Below are 21,101 nucleotides of genomic sequence, written 5' to 3'. Positions count from 1 at the left end.
AGGGCGTTATTTAGGTCCCAGCTCAACTACCTGCAGTTGCTGCACCCGGCCCTCGGCTACGGCAAAGCGTAGCAGCGTGCGTACCTTGTGGAAGCCGTGGCGACCGGCTGCGCCCGGGTTAAGGTGCAGCAAACCCAGCTTCGGGTCGGGCATTACTTTAAGAATGTGGGAGTGGCCGCTAATAAAGAGGCCGGGGCGCTCCTGCTGCACCAGGGGCCGGGCAGCGGGGCTGTAGTGGCCGGGGTAACCGCCAATGTGGGTCATGAGCACCCGCAGGCCTTCCAGCTCGAAATTCTGCACCAGGGCTGAGTGTGGCGCACGTCGGAACCATCGATGTTGCCGTACACGCCGCGCAGGGGCGCTACCGCCGCCAGAGCTTCGGCTACTTCTGCCGTACCAAAATCACCGGCGTGCCAGATTTCGTCGCACTCCTGCAAGTGGTGCAGAATCCGCTCGTCCAGGTAGCTGTGCGTGTCAGAAAGCAGACCAATTTTCTTCATACCGACGAAGGTAGTAGGCGCGGGCAGGTTTCCTGCCGGCTGGTGCAGCTGCTTTATTTCGTAGCGGCGCAGCTTTATACAACACAACCGCGGACATCCCGTATCTTGCCCGACCCCGGAGGCTTTCGTTTCCGGGGAAATATGCTGTGTTTTGCAGCAACCCGCCTGAGTCCCCTTTTCGCCCCTCCAGATTACCCCGCGATGAACGTTTTCATCAACGATATTCCGCTGATTATCAAGAAGAACAGCGAGAAGATATACAAGCACAAGTACGACCTGATTTTAAATCCGGAAGATGAGTTCATCTCCAAGGATCTGATTGGGGATGTGCTCGTGCGCGACGTAACGGACGTGTTCGTGGACCGGTTGCTACGTCTGATGGAAGTAAAAAAGCTGAAAAAGCTAACTTCTCTTACCCTGCTGGCGCGCAAGAAAAAGCGTCTTATTCTGCATCTGAAAGATCAGTTTAAGATTGTGAAGGCGGCCGGTGGCCTGGTGGTAAAGGATGGTCAGATTCTGATGATCTACCGGCTAGGTAAGTGGGATTTGCCCAAGGGCAAGCTTAAAAAGGAGGAAGACCCCGCCCTGGGCGCCTTGCGCGAGGTGGAAGAGGAGTGCAACATCAAGGTGGAAATTGGGGAAGACCTACCCAGCACCTGGCACTCCTACGCTTACAATGGCAACAAAATCCTGAAGAAAACAAACTGGTACATCATGCGCTGCCTGGATGACTCCTTCATGAAGCCCCAGGCCGAGGAGTACATTGAGGAGGTGCGCTGGATGACTCCGCAGGACGCGCTGAACGTACTCGATGAATCTTATGCCAGCATTGCGCTGGTAGTGCGTCATTACCTGAGTGAAACCGCGGGCCAGGCACCCGCCGACCACGAGTCCACTAAGTAGTATTTATTCGTTTAACGATATTTGTGCCAATGCGCCCATTTCGTTACCTGCCGTTTGCGGTGCTGCTGGGAATGGCGGCCTGCACCGGCTCCCAAACCGTTTCAGAACCCAATGACCCGAGCACGGGCAGCGTAGAGGCCGGCCGAAAGGCTGCCGTAGATGTACCGGCGCTGGTAGGCCGCAACATCGACCAGGTGCGCCGGGCGCTAGGTACTCCGCAAGAAGCTCGCGACCAAAAAGTAGGCGCCGAGCCCACGGCCGAACAAATGAAGTCGACGAAGGGCGAGGACTGGATCAATACGTTTGAGCGGAACGGTACGACCATCGTGGCCACGTTCCACGCCCGCACCCGTAAAGTGCGCGACCTAGTGCTGGTGGGCACGGATGAAGACGAAATTCTGCGTAACGGTAACCTCAGCCTAACGGCCACGGACTACATTGTGCTACCCGTTGTGAATCCCCAGAACAACCGCGCAATTGTGGGTATGCGCGTTGTAGCCCGGAAATAGCCCCGGACCGGTTACAGTTCACGAAAAAGGCCGCCTCAACATTGTTGGGGCGGCCTTTCTCATGGGCTCTTGTGGCGTATTAGCCAGCCGCTGGCGGTAGCGGGAAGGGTACGAAATCATTGACGTTGCCGCCGAAGCGGTGAATTTCGCGGATGATGGTACTGCTGATGGCCGCCAAGGGGGAGAGGTAATCAGGAATACGGTTTCCAGGGCTGGGTTAACGTGGCGGTTGGCCTGGGCAATGGTGTTTTCGTACTCGAAGTCAGTGGTGTTGCGCAGGCCCCGGAGCAGGAACCGGGCACCTACCTCGCGGGCAAAATCGGCCGTTAGCCCCTTGTAGGCTTGCACCGACACCCGCGGCTCCTCCCGAAAAATCTCCTCAATCAGGCTAATCATTTGCTCTACGGGCAGGTAGCGCTGCTTGCTACTGTTGTTGCCGATGGCAATAATCACCTCATCAAACAAAGCCGTACCGCGCCGTACTACATCCAAATGGCCGTTGGTGAAAGGGTCAAAGGAGCCAGGAAACAAGGCAATTCGCATGAAGCAGTGGTGAGATGGTGAACCTGTGAAATGATGGGTGAGTGACTCAGCGAGTTTGCAAAAGGCCTATCATCCGGGGCGGAGTGAGGAAACTTTTCGCGAAAGCACAACGGGCGTAACAATGGCATGTACTGACGAGAGAAGGCCCTTCGCGCAAGCGCCAGATGAGGGATTTCTTACGGAACAAACTCGCCGTTTTACCAATTCGACATCTCGCCCTTAGCATAAGTGCAGGGCGTAGAGCTCGAAGTAGCGGTACTCAAAAACGTCGTTGAGGCGGTAGCTATAGCTCAGGTCGTAGGGGCGGTTGCCGAACCGGATGTTGCGAATGTACTTGCGTAGGATGGTAAAAAGCTCGGAATCGTGCATCAGGTCGCCCCACACCGTCACCAAGTCCTGGTCGGGGTTGAGCTGCAGCTCCTGCATTACCAGAATGGTGTAGTAAATAAGGTCCTCGGGGGTGCTAAAGGGAAAGACGTTGCAGAATTCCGGCTGCTTGTCGCGCATGGCTACCAGCGTAACTTCCTGGTGGCCAATGCTCAGGTAGATGCGCCGGGCGCTACCCTGCTCGTTCTGGTGGGCTATGCCTTCCAGCAGCGTGCTGGTGTGGTGCACCAACCGGCCCTCGGGGTAGGTAGCCCGAAACCATTCGGCCAGGCCCCGCTCCGCCGCAAACACGCTGCTGATTTCCAGGCCCGTGTGGGTGTAGCAATGAACGGACTCCCGCTGTGGGTCTGTGGCGTGGTGCAGGCGCAGATAAGCGGCCTCGTCGCCGGGGCGGAAAAGGGAAGCCGGCAGCAACGTAAAATGCCGGTTCTGAACGGCTAGCAGCACCCGGTTCCAGCCGGTGCGGCCTACCAACTCGTGCTCGGCGGCCAGGGCTTGCGCCTGCGTGGCTAGGGAGCTAGCACTGTCCGGAGCCGCATAATCTTCCAGGGCCACGAACTTATTGCGGCGCACATCGGCCACGCCCACGCGCAGGCCCGCCGCACCAGCAGTTAAGTAGAGGTTATAGGCCGATAGGTTATCCAGGTCCAGCGTTTCGTCGTGCAAGCGGTGCAGGGCAACCGGGGGCATAAAGACGGTAGTGGACATAGGGGTAGGGCAAGAAGTGGGCACGAACAGAAACAATTGTCCGCTAAAGGTACGTAGGAGCCAGCCGACTCAAAAACCGGGTTGCAAACCGGCCCTACACAGCTAACAGGCCAGCAAATAGGCCAAAGGGCTGAATCCCACTAGGAACCTACCCTTGTTGAAACCGAATCTGAGGAATAAACACGTCATCGGGGCTGATGATGTCGCGGAGTACGGGGTGGACCTGCGAGGGTAGCAGCTGGCCCAGCTGGCGCGGCGTGACAAACTCTAGGTGAGTGAGTAGTTGGGCTTCGGCGGCGTGTTCGGGGTCGCGGCCAAGGGTAGGCGTGGCAGTTGCGTCGAGGGGGCGCACTTCAAAGAAGAGCTCCAGGGCCTGCAGCGTCGGACTCCGGAATTCGTGCAGGTGTAAAAATCGACCTACACTAACGGCCAGGCCCGTTTCCTCTTGGAATTCCCGAGCCAAGCACTGCTGCAGGGTTTCTCCAAATTGCCAGCCCCCGCCCGGCGGCGACCAAAACGGCAACTGGTTGGGTAGCAGCCCGCGGTGGGCCGTAAGCAGCAGGGCATCTTCCCGAACCAGCAGGCCGCACACCCGAACCCGGGCAACGCCGGCGTAGGCTTCCAGCAGGGAGGCGGAAGGAGCCGCCGAAGAAAAGTCAGTCATAAAAAAAGCACAGCACCCGGGCGGGCTAACGCGAAGACGCAAGCTTACGAAGAAAGCAGGCAAGCGGGTTCATTAACTGCCGCCCCCAGGGTTTTAGTGTGCTCAACAGCGGCTTATTCCAGCCCACCAGCGGCTGGCAGCCCACCCCGGCGCACTGCCCGGCGTTGCCGCCAGCGCCGCAACCGAACCAGCACCCACACCACGGTGCCTACCGCCAGCGCGGCTACCAGCAACGGCAGCAGCAGCCCCAGGGCCGCGCCGACAATGGCCAGCAAGTTTTCAACCGTAGCCAGCACCGGGTTGCCCAGCCCAGCCGTGGTAACGGTAGAGCCCGCCCGCAGCAGGGAGGTGCCCGTTTGAATAATGCCCGCCGTGCCGCCTCCTACCAGTACGCCCAGCCCCCAGCGCAGCACCGGGGCATGTCTGGCAGCGCCGAGGTCATCAGGATGGTGCCGGCCAGAAAGGCCGCTGGACCGGTAATGGTATCCAGCACATTATCAACCACGGGCAGGTAGTAACCCAGAATTTCGGCCACCGTGGCCGTGCCCAGCACCGCTACGGCCGGCCAGGTACCCAGCCACGCAAAGCCCACGGATGGGGTCAGGTACCCGGTACGGTAGGCTAGGGAAGCTGCTAGCAGCGGCACGAATACGCGGAAGCCGCTGCAGGCCGCCAGCGCCAGACCCAAAGCACCCGCCAGAAGATAATCTAGATGTTCCATTGCCAACAGGCTGAGTACGAAGGAAAACCACGGGCACCGCGCGGGCCCTGCAACCTGCAAAATATACGGAACCTTGCGGGCATCACGGCAATTGCTTCGTCTGGCCTTGGTAGGAAGCTACTCCGCAGTCGGCTACGGGAGCAGCGAAGAGCGGGCCTGGAAAGCCTGAGCTTCGGGGCCCAGGTCAGGCCGGAGTCTGCTGTTTTCTTCCCAACTTGGCGGGCCGGCCAGCACCTCCAGTGGTGCCGCGCTCAATTGATATGAAGTGGATTATTACGGTGCTACTGCTGCTGGTAGGCCGGCCTATGGTAGCACAACACGGGTACTGGGCCGCCGACTTTGATTCGCTTAACCACGTGTTGCGGCGCCAGCAAGCGGATACCGCTCGGGTGCGGACGCTTACCCACATGCTGGATGTAGTGGAGCTGACCGAAGTGCGGCGGCGCGTGCAAGTACTTCCCCTCCTGGATGAACTGTTCCGGTTGAACGCCCGCACGCAGCAGTTGGATGAAGCTCCGTACCGAGAGCTGCGGGCCGGCGTGAATTTCTGGGTGAAAACCCGCCAGCCCCGCCAGGCTTTGGATGCTCTGCACCAAGCCATTGAGCTGTTTGACGAGGCCCGGCACCCCATTCCTTTGCTTTTGATTGACCTCGGTCCGCTCTACAATGAGCTGCGGGAATCCGACGCCCGCTTTGCCTATCTTAGCCGCAAGCTCACGCAGTACCGGGTGCAGGGAGCCATTGAAAATCAGGCGGCTTGCTACCTGGTGCTGGGCGGCACCTTTCGCCACCGCGGCGACTATAACCAGGCCATTAGCTACTACCTGCACGCGGCGGACCTGTTTCAAGGGTTTCACCGCCGCTTATATACCAACGAGCTGATGGTGGCGGGCACAACCTACGCGGAGTGGGGCAACGCCCAGAAAGCACTGCAGTACCTAAAGCAAGCGTCAGAACTGAACCGGAAATACCGCATCAAGGGGCTACAGCGCCTGTTTGGGCTGCAGGCCGTAACCAAGCTCTACCTGCAGCAGGGCAACCTTGCAGCAGCCCTGCGCTACGCCAATCAAACCCTGGAAACGGCCCGCCTCGATTCAGTCGATAAGCTGCCATTTACGGCGTACGGCCTCGTGCTGAAAAGCCAGGTATTGCTGGCCCAGCACCAACCCCAGCAGGTAGGACCCTTGCTCGCCCGGGCTCAGCAAATTGCTGATTCCCTGCGCATGCCTATCACGGGCCGCCCCGGTGAGTTTGCCCTCGATGCCACCTGGGCCCAGTATTACACTGCCCGGCAGGACTACCCCCGGGCCGATGCGGCCTGGCAGCGGGCCTACGAAAAAGCCACGGCTGCTAATTTTCAGATGCTGCGTCCCAAGTACTTAAAACAGATTATTCGCTTCCAGGATGCCCGGGGCGCGGCCGAGCCCCTGCGCAGGTACACCCGAATCTACCTCGACCTGATGGATACCCTGAATGCGGCCCAGGGCAACAACCTGCTGGCTCAGTACGAAGGGGAACGAATAGAACAGGCTCAAAACAACCAGATTATACGCCTGCGTCACGAAAAGAGCCTGCAGGGCCTACGCCTCCGGCAGCGGAATCAGTTGCTAGGGGTAGCGGCCGTGGCTATTCTATTGATTTCGGGGCTGGGCTTGGCCGTGTACCGGCAGCTGTACTTGAACAAGCAGACGTTGGTCCAGCTGCGCGCTACCCAACACCAGCTGGTACAGTCCGAGAAGTGGGCCTTCGTGGGCGAGGTATCGGCGGGCATCGCCCACGAGTTGCAGAACCCGCTTAACTTCATGAAGCGGTTTGCCGAGGTCAGTACCACCATGGTCGATACCATGCATGAAGTGGGTAGCAAGCCCGGTTTGGAGCAGAAGATTCTGCTGGGGCTGCGGCAGAATCTGCAGGAAATTAGCCAACACGGCATTCGGGCCTCCGCCATTATCAAAGACATGCTGGAGCACTCCCGCGCCGGTACCGGGCAGCGCGAGCCCACCGACCTGAACGCCCTGCTGCTGGAATACCTGCAACTGGCCCGGCAAAGCCCCGAGCTGCGCGACCAAGCCCTGACCGTTGGGGTTGAAACGGACCTGGCCCCCAATCTACCCTCACTAGCCATGGTGCCCTCTGATATGGGGCGCGTGCTGCTGAATCTATTCACGAACGCCTTATATGCTGTGGCCCAGCGTCAGCAAACCGGCGAGACAAACTACCAGCCGCTGGTAAAGATAGGCACCCAGGCCGGGCCGAATGGGGTGGAAATTTGGGTGCAGGATAACGGTGCCGGCATGTCGCCTGAGGTTTTAGCCAACATCTTTCAGCCCTTCTTCACTACCAAGCCCGCTGGCGAGGGCACGGGCCTGGGTCTTTCCTTAAGCTATGACATCGTGAAAAGCCACGGGGGCACCATCCGGGCCGAGTCGGAGGAGGGTAGGGGCTCGAGGTTTGTTGTAACCCTGCCGGGAGCTTAAAGCGGCGTAGCTTTGTTACCCGAATACACCCCTATGCTCTCCGTTAGAACTCCCTCCGTCCGCGATTATTTCCCCTACGAACCTACCCAGGACCAGGCTACGCTGTTTCGGCAGATGGATGGCTTTCTGGGCGACGCCCTGCCGGGGCGCAAGGCCTTTATTCTGCGCGGGTACGCCGGTACGGGCAAAACCACCGTGGTTAGCGCCCTGGTGCAGTGGCTGCACCGCATGGGCCGCAAGTACGTGCTGATGGCTCCTACCGGCCGCGCGGCCAAGGTAATGAGCACTTACTCGGGGTAGCGGCCAGCACCATTCACAAGAAGATTTACCGCCAAACCAGCGGTTCGCCCAGCCAAGGCCTCTCGTTTCAGCGCCAGCCCAACCGCGCCCAGGATACCCTCTTCATCGTGGACGAAGCCTCGATGATTTCCGACGAAAAGGCTTTTGGCGAAAACGGCCTGCTCGACGATTTGATGAACTACGTGTTCGAGAAAACCTCGAACCGCCTGCTGCTCATCGGTGACACGGCCCAGCTGCCGCCGGTGGGCCAGCTGCTCAGCCCCGCCCTCGACGCCGAGCTGCTGCGCCACCGCTTCCGCGCCCAGGTCGACTCGGTGGAATTGCGCCAGGTGATGCGCCAGGCCGAGCAGTCGGGTATTCTGATGAACGCCACGGTGCTGCGGGAGGAGTTGCGCGAGGAACACCCGCAAATCACCTTCTTCACCAAAGGCTACCCCGACATCTTTGCCATGGGCGGCGACAAGCTCGAGGACGGTCTGCGCTGGGCGTACAAGAACTTCGGCCACGAGAACAGCACCATCATTTGCCGCTCCAACAAAAACGCCAATCAGTACAACCAGTACATCCGGCGCATCCTGTTTGAGGCCGAGGATGAAATTGAGTCGGGCGACTACCTAATGGTGGTGCGCAACAATTACTACTGGCTGCCCAAGGATTCAGAAATTGGGTTTTTGGCCAACGGCGACTTTGTGCAGGTAGTGAAAATTGTGCGGCTTACCGAGGAGTTCGGCTTCCGCTTCGCCGATGCCCGGGTGCGCCTCGTGGACTACCCCGATGAGCCCGACATGGAAATCAAGCTCCTGCTCGACACCCTGCACACCGAAAGCCCGGCCCTGCCCGCCGACCGAAACAAGGCCCTTTACGACGCCGTGAGTGCCGACTATGCCCACCTCGAAACCAAAAAGGAGCGGACCGCGGCTATGCGTAAGGACCCCTTTTTGAACGCTCTGCAAGTAAAATTCGCCTACGCCCTTACCTGCCATAAAGCACAAGGCGGACAGTGGCAGGCCGTTTTCGTAGACCACGGTTTCCTGAAGGAGGACATGGTAAACAGCGAATTTGCCCGGTGGCTGTACACGGCCGTTACCCGTTCTTCGGAAAAGCTGTTCCTGTTGAACTTCAACAAGAAACTGCTCGCCGACGAAACCCAGGACTGAAGTGTCCTTCTGAGCGTTTTACTTGATGCGCAGAATGCTCGGAAGGACAGAAGTAGGCTGAAAAAGAACGGAACCTTGTTGGGTTGCTGTTGTTCTTCACGTCAGCTTCAGGGGCGCAGGTGAAAACTGGCACGTAACTTGGCTCGGGCCCCGAAACTCGTATTTTTGTTTACCTCCAACGCATTCAAGCTTTCATTCCATGAAAAAAGCACTTTTCCTTGCTCTTTCGCTGTCCGTAATGGGCTTGGCGGCCCAGGCACAGACGGCAGCCGTGAAGCCGGCCAATGCCCAAACCAAGGTGGCCGGTCCGCAAATCCAGTTTGAGGAAATGAAGTACGACTTCGGCTCCATCAAAACCGGCGACGTGGTAGAGCACACCTTCAAGTTCAAGAACGTAGGCACTCAACCCCTGGTGATTTCCAACATCGGCGTGAGCTGCGGTTGCACTACCCCCGATTGGACCAAGGAACCCGTAATGCCTGGCAAATCGGGCACGGTTACGGCCAAGTTCAATTCGGCCGGCAAAATGGGCATTCAAAATAAAGTGCTGACCATTGAGTCTAACTCGGCCGGTGGTAACGCCATGGTGTCGCTGGTGGGCGACGTGAAAGATGCCGCCGCGGCCATGAACGTAGCCCCGCTTCCTCCGACGTATCGGCCCCCGCTGACGTGAAAGAAGCCAAGCAGAAAACCAAAATCAGCGACAATAAAATCAAAGCCAAGCGAAAGGCTTCCTAAGCAGTGCGCTTCGGTACAGAAAGCAAAAAGGCTTGCCATTCGGCAAGCCTTTTTTGTTTGGGGCAGCATCTTGCGCTATACGTGGCGGGCGGCCAGCAGCAGCACAATCCAGCCGGCAATAAGCAGTACGCCCCCGATGGGCGTAACGGCCCCAGCTTGGTAATGCCCGTCAGGCACAGCACGTAAAGCGAGCCGCTGAACACGAGCACGCCACCCAGCCACAGCCAGGCTACCGTGCCCAGACTGCGCAATTCCGGCTTTACGTGCAGCAGAATGCCTACCGCCAGCAAAGCCAAGGCGTGGTAAAACTGGTAGCGCACGGCGGTTTCAAACGTTTCGAAGCGGCCGGATGCTTCCAGCATTTTGCGCAAGCCATGCGCCCCGAATGCCCCGATGCCCACGCCCAAAGCCCCGAGCAGGGCTGCCAATTGAAGAATAAGACGAGCCGTCATAGGAGTCTGTTGGAGGTGTTAAGTGGTAGTGAACCGGTGGTTATTGTTGTCAGTTACTGGTTGTTGGTTGTCAGACTAGTACTCCTGTCGGCTACGCAACCACTACTCCCTGACAACGGTAAGCTACTCGTTAGCGGGAGCCAAAAATAGCGCTGCCCACCCGAATAAGCGTGCTGCCTTCCCGCAGGGCTAGGGGGTAGTCGGAGCTCATGCCCATGGAAATTTCCCGGAACGCCTCATTATCAGCAAAGTACAGCGCTTTCAGCTTGTCGAAGTAGCCGCGAAGCTGCCGGAACTCCCGGCGCAACTGGTCCTCATCCGGGGTGTTGGTGGCAATGCCCATCACGCCGGTCAGGCGCACGTGCTGCAACCCCCGAAACTCCGCCGACTGCAACATCTGCTCGGCTTCCGGCAGGCTCAAACCTGTTTTGGTTTCTTCGGCGGCAATATGAAACTGCAGCAGCCCCTCAATCACGCGGTTGTGCCGGGCCGCTTGCCGCTCAATTTCCAGCAGCAACTTTAGGCTGTCGATGCTCTGAATGGTGTGCACAAAAGGGGCAATGTACTTGACCTTGTTGGTTTGCAAATGCCCAATCAGGTGCCACTGCACATCGGCAGGTAACTCCGGCTGCTTGGCCGCCATTTCCTGCACCCGGTTTTCGCCGAAGATGCGGGCTCCGGCCTCATAAGCTTCGCGCAGGCGCTCTACCGGATGCGTTTTCGTGACGGACACTAGTCGGGCGGCCGTGCCGGCAAGGTCTTGCTGAATGCGGTGTAGGTTGTCGCGAATCACGGATTGAAGCGGATTAAATACAGAGGTACACGGATTTTGTGGACGACAAAGCTACATGCCTGCGCCGACAATGGCTTTTGACTAGCAAAACAGCATCAGGGCTGGACAGTTCTTATAAAACTTGGTAAAGAGAAAGCCACGCAAGCAGCCTACGGTTTAGCTCTCAACTGCGCCCCTCATGAAATCCGAGTACCTCCGTTTTAAGCTGCTTCAATCCGTGATTTAGTCTTCCAGCGCATTGGTAAGGAAGGTGTTTTTCAAACCTAGCCACACTAGCCACAGCCCTAGGCACCAGAACAGGTAGATGCGGTAGTAGTCGCGGGTGTTGCGGTAGCGGGTTTGCTTGATTTCGGACTTCTCGTAGCGGTTAATCTGGGTGAAAACCTCGCGCAGGCCGGCGTTGTCAGTAGCGCGGAAAAAGCGGCCTTCGCCGGCCTGGGCTATTTGCCGCATGGTAGTTTCATCCAGGCGCGTTGTAACGTAGGTGGTGCGGCCCGTCTCGTCGGTGCCGTAGGGCACCACGCCGTCCTGCCCCAGCCCAATAGTGTAGAGCTTCAGGCCGTAGGCGTGGGCTAGCTGGGCCGCCGTGAGCGGGTCGAGGGAGCCGGCCGTGTTTTCGCCATCGGAAATCAGGATGCATACTTTGCTGCGGGAGCGGGAGTCGCGCAGGCGGTTGGTGGCCACACCCAGCGCCGTGCCAATGGCCGTGCCATCGTTGGCAATCATGCCCAGGCGCAAGCTTTGGAGGTTGTCACGCAGCAGGTCGTAGTCGGTGGTGAGCGGGGCCAGGGAGTAGGCGTCGCCGGCAAACACCACCAGCCCGATCCGGTCGCCCTGGCGCCCGTCGATAAATCCGCGGGCTACACGCTTAGCGGCTTCCAAGCGGTTGGGGCGCAAATCCTGCAACTCCATGGAACCCGACACGTCCAGCACCAGCAGAATATCAATGCCTTCGCCGCTTTGCACTACCCGCTCATCGGTGCGCTGGGGCGGGCTAGGGCCAGAATGGCAAAGCCCATGCTCAGGGCCAGCACCACGTCGGGCAGAAAGCGGAGCACCGTACTCCAGTCGCGCGGGAGCTGGCCGGCCACGAAGGCTACCCCCAACTTGGCTCGGTGCCGGCGAGCTAGAGCCCAGCGTAGCACAAACAGCAGGGGCACCAGCGGCAGCAGCAGCAGCAGGCGGGGCTGCTCCCAGGTATAGCTGGCCAGGGTAGCGTAGCGCACGCTATCCAGCACGGGAGCCAATACATCGGGCCAGAGCTGCGGCATGAGGCAAAAGTAGTGATTCGGCCGGTCTGGCGGCTAAGCCGCCGGAGCCTGGGGCCGCCGCGCCGTGCCTGCAGCCACGGGCTCACCTAGCTGACGCAATACGTGGGTGTACTGCCGCTCGGCAAAGCTGCGCAGCAACTCAAAAGCCAGGTCGGTTTCCGTATCGTCCTCGGAAAACTGGTTGCCATAAATAACCCGGTCGGCCAGGCGCAGGGCCAAGCTTACGTCGGCGTCGTTCTGGTAGTGGGCCACAATTTCGCGGGTGGTCAGGCTGGTGATGTTGTAGTCTTCGAGCGTGGAGAGGTAGTTTTTCCAGAGCGTAATGGCGCGCTCCATGTTGGTCAGGGACCGGGACAAGGTGAAGCGCTCCACGTGGCGGGCGTACTGGGCCAGAAAGTAGGCGTGATTTTTCCGGAGCCGGTAGCGCCGGTAGCGTTGGCGCAGCCCGCGCCGGAAGCCCAGCACCACCGCGCCCACCAGCAGCAACAGCAGCGCGGTTCCCGCCAGCCAATACGGGTAGTTGAACTGGGTTTCCACGGGCATCAGCTGCAAGTTCTGGCGCAGCACGGGCGCTTCGCCGGCGCCGGTGGGGGTAGAAGCGGTGCGCACCAGCCGGAGTTGGGCCGGGGCGGTGGGCAGCAGCAGCGTGTCGCGGCCGCTGAGCACGGTTACGGGCAGTACCAGCGTCTGCACGGAGTCCAGAGCGAAGGTGCGCAAGCGGTACACGGCCCGGTCGAGGCTGCGGCCCTTGCGGGTGCGGGTGGGGTAGTAGCGCCGCCCCACGTATTCGAAGGGGCTGAAATCGGCGGCGGAATCGGGGAAGATGACCTCCAGGGTGGCTCCGTGCTGGTAAGAAAGCTCGTAGTCAATTACCTCGCCCACGCGCACGGTAGGCCGCTGAAACCGGCCAGTGGGGGCTTCGGAAGCCGCTGGGGCAGCTTGGGCCGCAGTTAGTTGTGGTAGTAACCCCAGCACGAGGCCCAGTAGTACGGCTCGGGCAGCAGTGCCACTTGGTTGCTCAGAAAGCAAGCGGAGCACCTTACCCACGACCCCCACGCTGGTTGCGCCGCCGGAACAGATGCACCAGCTGCGGTACAAAATCCGTGTCGGTGGCAATGGACAGATATTCGGTGCGGTGGCGGCGGCAGATCTGGCCGATTTGCTCCCGGTTCTGCTCGTAGGTAGCGCGGTAGCGGGCCCGGAAGGCGGCCGAAGATGTATTCACCCACACCGTGCGCCCCGATTCCTGGTCGTGGAGCGGAATGATGCCCAAGGGCGGGAACTCCCGCTCCCGCTGATCCAGCAGTTGCAGCACAATCAGGTCGTGCTTGCGGGCCAGCATGGTCAGCTCCCGCTCGTATTCGGCATCAATAAAGTCAGAAATCAAGAGCACAATGGTGCGGCGCTTGAGCAGTCCCAGGGCCTGCTTAATGCCGCCCGCCACGGCCGTGTGGCGGCTGCGTGGGGTTAGCTCAAACAGGCGTTTAATTAGCGAATAGGCGTGCCGAATGCCCTTGCCGGGAGCCAGGTACAGCTCCTTCTGGTCGGAAAAAGCCAGAATGCCGAGCTGGGCATCTTGCCGGGCCGCGGCCAAGGCCAGCACCCCACAAATTTCCCGGCCCACGTCAATCTTACGCCGGGCCGCAGCTCCTACCTGCTGGGAGGCGCTGACATCGAGCAATAAAAGCACCTGTTGCTCCCGTTCTTCCTTGTAGGTTTTTACGAAGGTGCCGTGCCCTTTGCTGGAAACGGCCCAGTCAATGGCGCGCACCTCGTCGCCGTACTGATACAGCCGTACATCATCAAACTCCAGGCCTGTACCTTTAAAAACGGAATGAAAATCGCCCTGTAGCTGGGCATCTACCGCCTTCAGAATGCGGATTTCCATTTGCCGAAGCTTGCGGACGAGGTGCTGGAAAGGCGAATCGGCGGGTTTCATTTAGACTAAACTACGGGTTCCTCCTAACTTTGCCGCTGTGAAAAAATATTCGTTTCGTGTGATGACGTGGCTGGGCGCTTTAACCCTGCTGGTAACGGCCTGCCAGAAGCCGGATGAGGTAGCGCCCCCGCGCCAGCTGATTCCGCGCGAAAAGATGGTGCGCCTGCTCATTGAGCTCCACACGCTGGAAGCCCGTACCGACGCCGCCGGCCTGCCCACCGACTCAGCGCGGGCCTTGTTTCACGTAGCCCAAAAAAATCTGTACTGGCGCTACGAGGTCAACGATTCCTCGTTCACGCAGAGCTACCGCTACTACGCCATCCACGATAAGGACCTGGATGAAATTTACGCCGCGGTGGTCGATAGCCTGGCCCTGCGCGAAGCCAAGCTGCAGCCCGCTGGCACGCCCCAAGGACCCGTAATCAACCGCAACTAAATTAGGCGGCTGCCATTGGGCACAGGCCCGGCCACGGTGGCCAGCACAATGTGGCCCTCCGCATCAGCGGCTCCGGTAACGAGCACCTCGGAAAGGAACTTGCCAATTTGCTTGGGCGGAAAGTTCACGACGCACAGCACCTGCCGCCCTAGTAGTTCGGCCGGCTGGTAATGATGCGTTATTTGGGCGCTGGACTTCTTCTGGCCGATTTCGGGGCCCAAGTCAATGAGCAGCTGGTAGGCCGGCCGCCGGGCCGTCGGAAATTCCCGCGCCTCTACAATCGTCCCGACCCGCACATCAACGCGTTCAAATTCAGCCCAGGTTAGCATATGGTGAAGTTGTGAAATTATGGAGTGGTGATTGAGTGAGGTAGCAGCGTAAAGCAACTACGCTATGGGCAGCGAAAACCCAAGCGGCAAAGTGCAACTACTCACGTAACAAAGAAATTAACGCCGCTACGCTATCCTGACGCGGAGGCACGACGGAGCCACCCAACTTGGCCAACGTGCTACCCCTCTGACATGTGACAAGCCCTTACCTCCAGCACAGAAGTAAGGGCTTGTCAGGCTAGAAAGCTTGTCATAGGGAGGGGAGGAATGGCTTCGGCGCCCTCGCCATGACATATCTGAATGCGAGGATGGGTAGCGTCGCTCTGCTCGCCTTGACAACTCACTCATTCACTTATTTACTATTTTACTGCTTCACCAGGGCAAAGGCCTGTAGCTGCTGGAGTTTTTGCTGCACTTGCTGCTCCCAGGCTTGCTGGCGAGGGAGGTTCAGGCCGTGATTGGTTTCCTGGTCGTAGCGGGCTTCTTCGCGCTGCCAGGTCAGGAAGGCCATTTTGGTGATGTTGCTGAAGGCCGGCTGCAGCTTTTCACAGTCGAACTTGACTAAGCTCAGCTTCTGGCGTAGCAGCCGGGCGTGCACCTCCGTCAGATCAAAATGCACCTGCTCGTGGCGCAACAGGGCCGGGGTGGCCCGTTTGGGGTCGCGCACCCACGACTCGGTGGGCACGAACACCGCCTGTACCTGAGCCGAGAAAACGTAATCGACGCAGCCTACCTTGGCGTCAATGGTGGAAGAAGTAAGCGCCGCCAGCCGGTCGGAGGTTGGGCGGCTCTTGAAGTCTTCCCAGGTAAGCTGCCGGTCGGCCCGCCACTCAAGCCTGGCCGGAGCCGGCTTTGCGGCCGGGGCCGCCGCGGCCGGACCTTGCCCGGCGGTAAAAAAACTCAGTAACAAGGGCAGCGACAGAGGAAACAGCATGTAGCGCTAAAGAAGCTAACGAGAAAAGATAATCAGCTGGCAGAAACCTACGCCCGGCACCCGCACCTTGTACACCTTGGTGAGTTGTTTCTGGTCGGGCAGCAGCTTCTGGCTGTGCTGCTTAACGCGCGGCGAGGGCCGCTTCGTTCACGGGGGCAGCGGTTAGTACCGGTCGGCGTCGGAAACGCAGCAGCAGCACGCTAGCCACCAGGCTCAGGCCCGTAAGCAGGCCCACCCACACGCCCGTAGCGCCCCAGCCCAGCCGGAAGCCCAGCACGTAGCCTAGGGGGAGGGCGGCGGCCCAGTAAGCCAGCAGCGCCACCACGGAGGGCACCTTCACATCCTCCAGCCCCCGCAACGCCCCCAGCCCTACCACCTGCAGGCCATCGGAAACCTGAAACGCGGCGGCAATGAGCAGCAAAGAAGCCGCCTGGGCCACTACGGCGGGGTCGTGGTTGTAGTACGGCGGGATGGAGTGGCGGCCCACTACCAGCAGCACGCCCATCAGGCTCATGAAGATGAAGGTGAGCAGGTAGGCCGCCAGCCCAGCCTGCCGGGCCCCGTGGGCATCCTGGCTACCCAGGTGCTTGCCCACCCGAATGGTAGCCGCCGCCGCAATGCCGCTGGCCGCCATGTAGGTAACGGATGCCACGTTGATGGCAATATAATGTGCGGCTAAGTCGGTGGCGCCCAGCCAGCCAATCATAATACCTGAAAAGCTAAAGGCTCCCATTTCAAACATCATCTGCACGCCAATGGGTGAGCCCAGCCCCAGGAGGCGGCGCAGGACGGTGGCATCGGGCCGCAGGTTGCGGGCTGCAGCCTCGCGGTAGGGGCGCAGGCGCACGGCGCGCAGCACATAGGCGGCCATGAGTACGGCCATGAGCACGCGGGCCAGCAGGGTAGCCCAGGCCGCGCCCATCATGCCCAGCTCCGGCAGGCCCAGCTTGCCAAACACCAGCCCGTAGCAGAGCACCGCGTTCAGCACGTTGGCCTGAATGGAAAGCAGCATGGCCTGGCGGGTAAGCCCAAGGCCTTCGGCAAACTGCTTGAAGCCTTGAAACACCATCAGGGGTAGGAGTGAGAGAAACAGGACGCGCACCCAAGGCGTGGCTAGCGCTACTACCTCAGCGGGCTGGTTGAGGTAGGGCAGCACCGTGGGCACTAGCAGGCCGCACAAAGCCAGCACTACGCCGGCCGCCAGACTTAGCCACACCCCGTTCACCAGCAGCCGGCCCAGGCCGGCCACGTCGCGGCGCCCATCGGCGGCGGCTACCAGCGGCGTGATGCCCATGGTCAGGCCCAGGCCGAGGACCATGATTACAGTGTTCACGTTGACGCTGAGCGAAACAGCGGCTAGCGGAACCTTGCCCGTCTGGCCAACCACCATCCCGTCGCAGACGTTTACCAGCACATGACCCAGCTGGCTGAGCATCACGGGATAGGCTAAGTCGAGGGTGGGCAGCAGGTGGGAGCGAAGCGAGGAGCGGGAAGACATACGGCAGCAACAAGAAGCAGCAAAGGTACAACCTCCCGTTCCCGAACCTTTCATACCTCCTCCAGATAGTGGGGCCGGTCGGCCGACTGCGTCGGCCGCTTACCTGGCAGCAAACGGAGCGCCCAGCCCGGCGCGCAGCCGCTCCAGCGCCTGCTCTAGCTGGGCTATGGGCACCGCATAGGATAGCCGCCCGAAGCCCGGCGCGCCGCAAGTTGCGCCATCCACCACTGCTATGCCAGCTGCCTGCAGGCGAGCTACCAGCTCGGCGGAGGCGGCAGCGGGTTCCAGCTCAGGGCGCAGGTAGGCGCGCAAATCCGGGAAAAAGTAGTAGGTCGCCTCGGCTTGCGGCGGGGGCACCTGGGGCAGCAGGCCTAGCTCCGTTTGCATTAGGTGGCGAGCAGGCTGTAGGTTCTCAACCAAGCCCCCAGCAATAGCAGAGGCGTTATGTGTGGCGGCCAAGGCAGCGTGCTGCTGCAGCACTGGCACGGCGCTACCTGTAGCATGCAGCTTAGCCACGCAGGCCTGGGCTATGGCCTGGGGAGCCACCAAGTAGCCAATGCCCAGCCAATCAGGGCCAGAGACTTGCTGTACCCATTTACCACCAGGTGTCGCTGGTGCGGGTCGGGGAAGCTGAGCAGGGTAGGCACTGGCTCGGGGCCGAACGTAATGCCGTTATAGATTTCGTCGCTGAGCACGAACAGGTCGGGGAAGTCCTGCGTCACACGCAGCCAGCCCGCTATTTCCGCCCGCGAGTACACCCGGCCCGTGGGGTTGTTCGGGTTGGAAAGAAGCACCAAGCGGGTTCGGGGCGTGAGGGCCGCCCGCAAGGTTTCGGGCGAAAGGGTATAGTTATCGGCTGAATTGAGAGGTAGGACCCGCACGGTGCCCCCGCCCGCGCAACTAGTTCCCAGAAGCCAAACCAATTGGGAGTGGGCAGCAGCACCTCGTCGCCGGGCCGAAGAACGGCTTGCAGCAGGGCAAATAGCGCCGCTTTGGTGCCGCCCGTCACGACTACCTGCTCGGGCTGAACCCGATCCGCCCCGGCCTGCTGGTAAAACTCGGCTAGCGCTGCCCGCAACTCGGGTAAACCAGCCACCTCAGCCACGGGCAGCGGCCCAGTTGCCTGCAGCAGGTGCAGGGCGGCTGCCGTAGCCACAGCTGGGGGCGAAAACGAGCCATAACCGGAGGCTAGGCTAATTACATCAGGGGCAGAAGTGGCGGACATAGCGAAATTAAACGACCCCTCTGCCGTTCTGGCAAGGACGGAGTCAGGGGTAGGTTGCAGAATTACATCCGCAAAATAGTCCTGGGCATCGGTAAAAAACTCCTGCACCGTAAAGCCCGCCGCCTCCGCGGTAGCCGCAATGCCGGAGCGGGTGAATTTGTAGGAATTTTCGGTGTGAATCATTTCCCAAGCGGCAAAGTCCACGGCCCAATTCAGGGTAGCGAACCGGACCGTTTGGGCCCGGGAACTCACCAGAAAGGACCGCACGGCTCCGCTCAGCGGGTCATAATCCGTGTAGTGCTGCCACTGGGCTAAGTCGAAATCAGCGCCTAGCTCCCGGTTTAGGCGGCGCAGCAGGTTCAGGTTGAAACGGGCCGTTACGCCCTGGCTGTCGTCGTAGGCCGCCCGAATAAGCCGCGGGTCCTTTTGCAGGTCGAAGCCTACCAGCAGCCGGTCGTCGGGGGTGAGAGGTAGGGCCAAATTCTGCAGAAAGCGGTGCCGGTCCTCGGGGAGAAAATTGCCGATGTTCGAACCCAGGAACAGCACCGCTTTGCGGCCCGGCCGGCTGGCCATGAGCCGTAACGCATCGGCGTAATCGGCCACTACGGGCTCTACGTGCAGGGTAGGCAGCTCAGCGCGCAAGCTGGCAGCCAGTCCCGCCAAAGCAGCCTCCGAAATATCCACCGGCACGTAGGTAAACTGAGCTCCGGTTTCCAGCAGATGGCGCAGCAGAATCTTGGTTTTTAGTCCGTCGCCGGCCCCCAGCTCCAGCAGGAAAAACGGCTCCGTGGGCTCCTGCGGGCGCAGGGCGGCTCCAATGGCGGCTTGGTGCTGGGTTAGCAGGGTAAACTCCGTGCGGGTGGGGTAGTACTCCGGCAGGGCCATAATCTGCTGAAACAGCCGGCTACCCTCGTCATCATAGAAATACATGGACGATAACGCCTTGAACGGCCGGCTCAGCCCCGCTCGCACGTGCTGCTGCAAGGCACTGGCCGGGGTGGGCGCGCTACTGTCTTGTGCGGCGGTAGAGGTGTCGGTTGGGGGTAGGGCAGGGGCAGGGGCGGAAGCAGGAGCAGAACGCATAGCAGAGACGAGGGAAAGGAGACGCCGGGTGCCGGCCGCCGGGCGCAAAGTAGAACAATGCGTGTGAGCAGTAGCCAAGCAGTGCCGGGAAAGGTGCGGTGGCAGGCGGCCGGAATTAGCGGGCCAGCCGGATGCCTGTAAATTGCCAGCGCTTGTCGGCGTGAAAGAAGTTGCGGTACGTGAGGCGGATGTGGCTTTGGGGGGTAGCGCAGGAGCCGCCCCGCAGTACCAGCTGGTTAAGCATGAATTTGCCGTTGTATTCGCCCAGGGCGCCGGCCGCGCGCTGGTAGCCGGGGTAGGGGTGGTAGGCCGAATAAGTCCACTCCCAGGCGTCGCCGAGGAGCTGGTGGCACTGGTCGGCAGGGGCATCTGGGGCCAGAGGTTGCGGGTCGTAGAGGCCACTTTCAAGGAAAGTGCCCGTGGGCGTGGCCCCGAACTGGCGGGCAGCAATTTCCCATTCCTGCTCCGTGGGCAGGCGGCAGCCCCGCCAGTGTGCGTAGGCATCTGCCTCGTAAAAGCTAATATGCGTCACGGGGGCGGCTAGGTTCACGGGTACCAGGCCGTGGTGGGTGAAGCGGTGCCACTGCCCGTCGCGCAGTACCCAGTACAGAGGAGCTTCCCAACCCTGCTGCTGCACCAGCTCCCAGCCCTCCCCCAGCCAGTAGCGAAAGTCGCGGTAGCCGCCGGCCTTCACGAACTCTAGGTATTCAGCGTTGGTAACCAGGCGGTTTTGCAGCTCGAAATCAGCCACGTAAGTATCGTGCGGGGCCTGCTCGTTGTCAAAGCAGAACCCTTCTCCAGCAAACCCAATGCGGTGAATCCCGCCCGCCACCGGCAGCCAGCTAACAGGCGGCGCCGGTGGGGTAGCCGTTGGCAAGGATGGCGCCGGTTGGTAGGCCGGAGCCAACGGACTAGTGCTGAGAATGTACTTGATATCGGTGGCTAGCAGTTCCTGGTGCTGCTGCTCGTGCTGCAGGCCCAACTCAAAGAGTTCCTGAAACGCGGCCGGTAGCGTGTCTTGCAGGGCCAGCAGCTCGTCCATTTTCCCATCTACAAAAGCTCGGTACGCATACACCTCCTGCAAAGGCGGGCGCGACAACGTGCCGCGGTCGGCGCGGTTAATGCGGGAGCCCAGGGAGTTATAGTAGGAGTTGAACAGGAAAGCGTAGTCGGGGTGGTAAACTGAGTAGCCCGGCAGGTATTCCCGCAGCAGAAACGTTTCGAAAAACCAGGTAGTGTGGGCCAAATGCCACTTTGGAGGGCTCACATCAATGACAGGCTGCACCACGGTATCCTCGGGCAGCAAGGGGCGGCACAGGGCCTCGGTTTGTTGCCGCACGGCGCGAAACCGGCTGAGCAGAGCCGGGGCAGGGGGTGCCGCGGCGGCATGTATGGGAGCAGAAGTCAGGTTCATGAGGCGAAAAGTGAGAGGCTAGCACTCCTGCTAAACGGCAAACGGGGCGGGTAGTTTTGCGGCCAGATGGTGCGTAAGCTCGGCGGTACGTGTTTGACGTAAGGGCCGCGTATAATTACG

Annotated in this window: 20 protein-coding genes and 4 pseudogenes; 6 read left to right on the top strand and 18 right to left on the bottom strand. The window is 60.4% G+C overall.

Annotated elements, in window-relative coordinates; genetic code table 11:
- Positions 1-6: 6 nt before the first annotated feature.
- Positions 7-300 carry a metallophosphoesterase family protein gene (locus MUN84_RS24420; protein ID WP_410780071.1) on the bottom strand — a complete coding sequence of 98 codons (294 nt, stop codon included), beginning with the start codon at positions 298-300 and terminating at the stop codon, positions 7-9.
- Positions 261-500, bottom strand: coding sequence for a metallophosphoesterase family protein (locus MUN84_RS24415; protein ID WP_410780070.1), 240 nt, complete (start codon positions 498-500; stop codon positions 261-263). The genes MUN84_RS24420 and MUN84_RS24415 overlap by 40 nt, the downstream gene beginning before the upstream one ends.
- 201 nt (positions 501-701) lie before the next feature.
- Here MUN84_RS24415 and MUN84_RS04210 point away from each other — a divergent pair, with 201 nt between their 5' ends.
- Both MUN84_RS04210 and MUN84_RS04205 read left to right on the top strand, forming a co-directional pair.
- Positions 702-1,403 (top strand): NUDIX hydrolase, encoded by a 702-nt coding sequence (locus MUN84_RS04210; RefSeq protein ID WP_244696783.1) that lies wholly within the window; start codon positions 702-704, stop codon positions 1,401-1,403.
- A gap of 29 nt (positions 1,404-1,432) precedes the next feature.
- On the top strand, positions 1,433-1,912 hold the full coding sequence (locus tag MUN84_RS04205) for a hypothetical protein (RefSeq protein WP_244696782.1): 480 nt from the start codon (positions 1,433-1,435) through the stop codon (positions 1,910-1,912).
- Between the two features lie 79 nt (positions 1,913-1,991).
- Here the strand turns inward: MUN84_RS04205 and coaD are convergent.
- From coaD to MUN84_RS22810, 5 genes and pseudogenes are all read right to left on the bottom strand, one after another.
- Positions 1,992-2,455, bottom strand: a pseudogene (gene coaD / locus MUN84_RS04200) (pantetheine-phosphate adenylyltransferase).
- A 219-nt stretch (positions 2,456-2,674) separates the two neighbouring features.
- Complete coding sequence (locus MUN84_RS04195; protein WP_244696781.1) at positions 2,675-3,550, bottom strand: DUF3822 family protein; 876 nt, start codon at positions 3,548-3,550, stop codon at positions 2,675-2,677.
- Positions 3,551-3,698: 148 nt separating this feature from the next.
- On the bottom strand, positions 3,699-4,214 hold the full coding sequence (locus MUN84_RS04190; RefSeq protein WP_244696780.1) for an NUDIX domain-containing protein: 516 nt from the start codon (positions 4,212-4,214) through the stop codon (positions 3,699-3,701).
- 113 nt (positions 4,215-4,327) lie between these two features.
- Positions 4,328-4,627 carry a DUF4126 family protein gene (locus MUN84_RS22815; protein WP_262920640.1) on the bottom strand — a complete coding sequence of 100 codons (300 nt, stop codon included), beginning with the start codon at positions 4,625-4,627 and terminating at the stop codon, positions 4,328-4,330.
- Entirely contained in the window at positions 4,597-4,935 is a 339-nt protein-coding gene (locus MUN84_RS22810) for a DUF4126 domain-containing protein (RefSeq protein ID WP_262920639.1), read from the bottom strand. The genes MUN84_RS22815 and MUN84_RS22810 overlap by 31 nt, the downstream gene beginning before the upstream one ends.
- Before the next feature lie 260 nt (positions 4,936-5,195).
- On the opposite strand from MUN84_RS22810, the gene MUN84_RS04180 reads away from it, so the two are divergent.
- From MUN84_RS04180 to MUN84_RS04170, 3 genes and pseudogenes are all read left to right on the top strand, one after another.
- Complete coding sequence (locus MUN84_RS04180; RefSeq protein WP_244696779.1) at positions 5,196-7,412, top strand: ATP-binding protein; 2,217 nt, start codon at positions 5,196-5,198, stop codon at positions 7,410-7,412.
- 33 nt (positions 7,413-7,445) lie between these two features.
- Positions 7,446-8,869, top strand: a pseudogene (locus MUN84_RS04175) (ATP-dependent RecD-like DNA helicase).
- Positions 8,870-9,068: 199 nt separating this feature from the next.
- Complete coding sequence (locus tag MUN84_RS04170; protein ID WP_244696778.1) at positions 9,069-9,542, top strand: DUF1573 domain-containing protein; 474 nt, start codon at positions 9,069-9,071, stop codon at positions 9,540-9,542.
- Between the two features lie 140 nt (positions 9,543-9,682).
- On the opposite strand, the pseudogene MUN84_RS04165 reads toward MUN84_RS04170, so the two are convergent.
- The 6 genes and pseudogenes from MUN84_RS04165 to MUN84_RS04145 all read right to left on the bottom strand — a co-directional run bounded on the left by MUN84_RS04165 (position 9,683) and on the right by MUN84_RS04145 (position 14,062).
- Positions 9,683-10,059 (bottom strand): annotated as a pseudogene (locus tag MUN84_RS04165) (DUF423 domain-containing protein).
- Between the two features lie 130 nt (positions 10,060-10,189).
- A complete protein-coding gene (locus MUN84_RS04160) occupies positions 10,190-10,852 on the bottom strand; it encodes a YggS family pyridoxal phosphate-dependent enzyme (protein WP_244696777.1) in 663 nt (220 codons plus the stop codon).
- A 222-nt stretch (positions 10,853-11,074) separates the two neighbouring features.
- Positions 11,075-11,818 carry a VWA domain-containing protein gene (locus MUN84_RS04155; protein WP_317239105.1) on the bottom strand — a complete coding sequence of 248 codons (744 nt, stop codon included), beginning with the start codon at positions 11,816-11,818 and terminating at the stop codon, positions 11,075-11,077.
- Positions 11,818-12,123, bottom strand: coding sequence for a hypothetical protein (locus MUN84_RS23520; RefSeq protein WP_317239104.1), 306 nt, complete (start codon positions 12,121-12,123; stop codon positions 11,818-11,820). Before MUN84_RS23520 ends, MUN84_RS04155 begins: the two co-directional genes overlap by 1 nt.
- Before the next feature lie 33 nt (positions 12,124-12,156).
- Positions 12,157-13,098, bottom strand: coding sequence for a hypothetical protein (locus MUN84_RS04150; protein ID WP_244696776.1), 942 nt, complete (start codon positions 13,096-13,098; stop codon positions 12,157-12,159).
- Between the two features lie 64 nt (positions 13,099-13,162).
- On the bottom strand, positions 13,163-14,062 hold the full coding sequence (locus tag MUN84_RS04145) for a DUF58 domain-containing protein (RefSeq protein ID WP_244696775.1): 900 nt from the start codon (positions 14,060-14,062) through the stop codon (positions 13,163-13,165).
- Positions 14,063-14,099: 37 nt separating this feature from the next.
- Here MUN84_RS04145 and MUN84_RS04140 point away from each other — a divergent pair, with 37 nt between their 5' ends.
- The gene (locus MUN84_RS04140; protein ID WP_244696774.1) at positions 14,100-14,498 is read left to right on the top strand and encodes a DUF4296 domain-containing protein; all 399 of its coding nucleotides are present in this window, start codon (positions 14,100-14,102) and stop codon (positions 14,496-14,498) included.
- Here MUN84_RS04140 and MUN84_RS04135 read toward each other — a convergent pair.
- The 5 genes and pseudogenes from MUN84_RS04135 to egtB all read right to left on the bottom strand — a co-directional run bounded on the left by MUN84_RS04135 (position 14,495) and on the right by egtB (position 20,981).
- On the bottom strand, positions 14,495-14,827 hold the full coding sequence (locus MUN84_RS04135; RefSeq protein ID WP_244696773.1) for a tRNA-binding protein: 333 nt from the start codon (positions 14,825-14,827) through the stop codon (positions 14,495-14,497). The two genes, MUN84_RS04140 and MUN84_RS04135, sit on opposite strands and share 4 nt — an antisense overlap.
- 364 nt (positions 14,828-15,191) lie before the next feature.
- A complete protein-coding gene (locus MUN84_RS04130) occupies positions 15,192-15,761 on the bottom strand; it encodes a DUF922 domain-containing protein (RefSeq protein WP_244696772.1) in 570 nt (189 codons plus the stop codon).
- Positions 15,762-15,882: 121 nt separating this feature from the next.
- On the bottom strand, positions 15,883-17,259 hold the full coding sequence (locus tag MUN84_RS04125; protein ID WP_244696771.1) for an MATE family efflux transporter: 1,377 nt from the start codon (positions 17,257-17,259) through the stop codon (positions 15,883-15,885).
- Between the two features lie 99 nt (positions 17,260-17,358).
- Positions 17,359-19,567 (bottom strand): annotated as a pseudogene (egtD, locus tag MUN84_RS04120) (L-histidine N(alpha)-methyltransferase).
- 115 nt (positions 19,568-19,682) lie between these two features.
- On the bottom strand, positions 19,683-20,981 hold the full coding sequence (gene egtB / locus MUN84_RS04115; protein ID WP_244696770.1) for an ergothioneine biosynthesis protein EgtB: 1,299 nt from the start codon (positions 20,979-20,981) through the stop codon (positions 19,683-19,685).
- Positions 20,982-21,101 lie beyond the last annotated feature (120 nt).

The sequence above is a fragment of the Hymenobacter sp. 5516J-16 genome (genome assembly GCF_022919335.1).
Taxonomy (GTDB): domain Bacteria; phylum Bacteroidota; class Bacteroidia; order Cytophagales; family Hymenobacteraceae; genus Hymenobacter; species Hymenobacter sublimis.
Note: the sequence above shows the minus strand (reverse complement) of the source record. Positions and strands in the feature narration are given on the sequence as shown.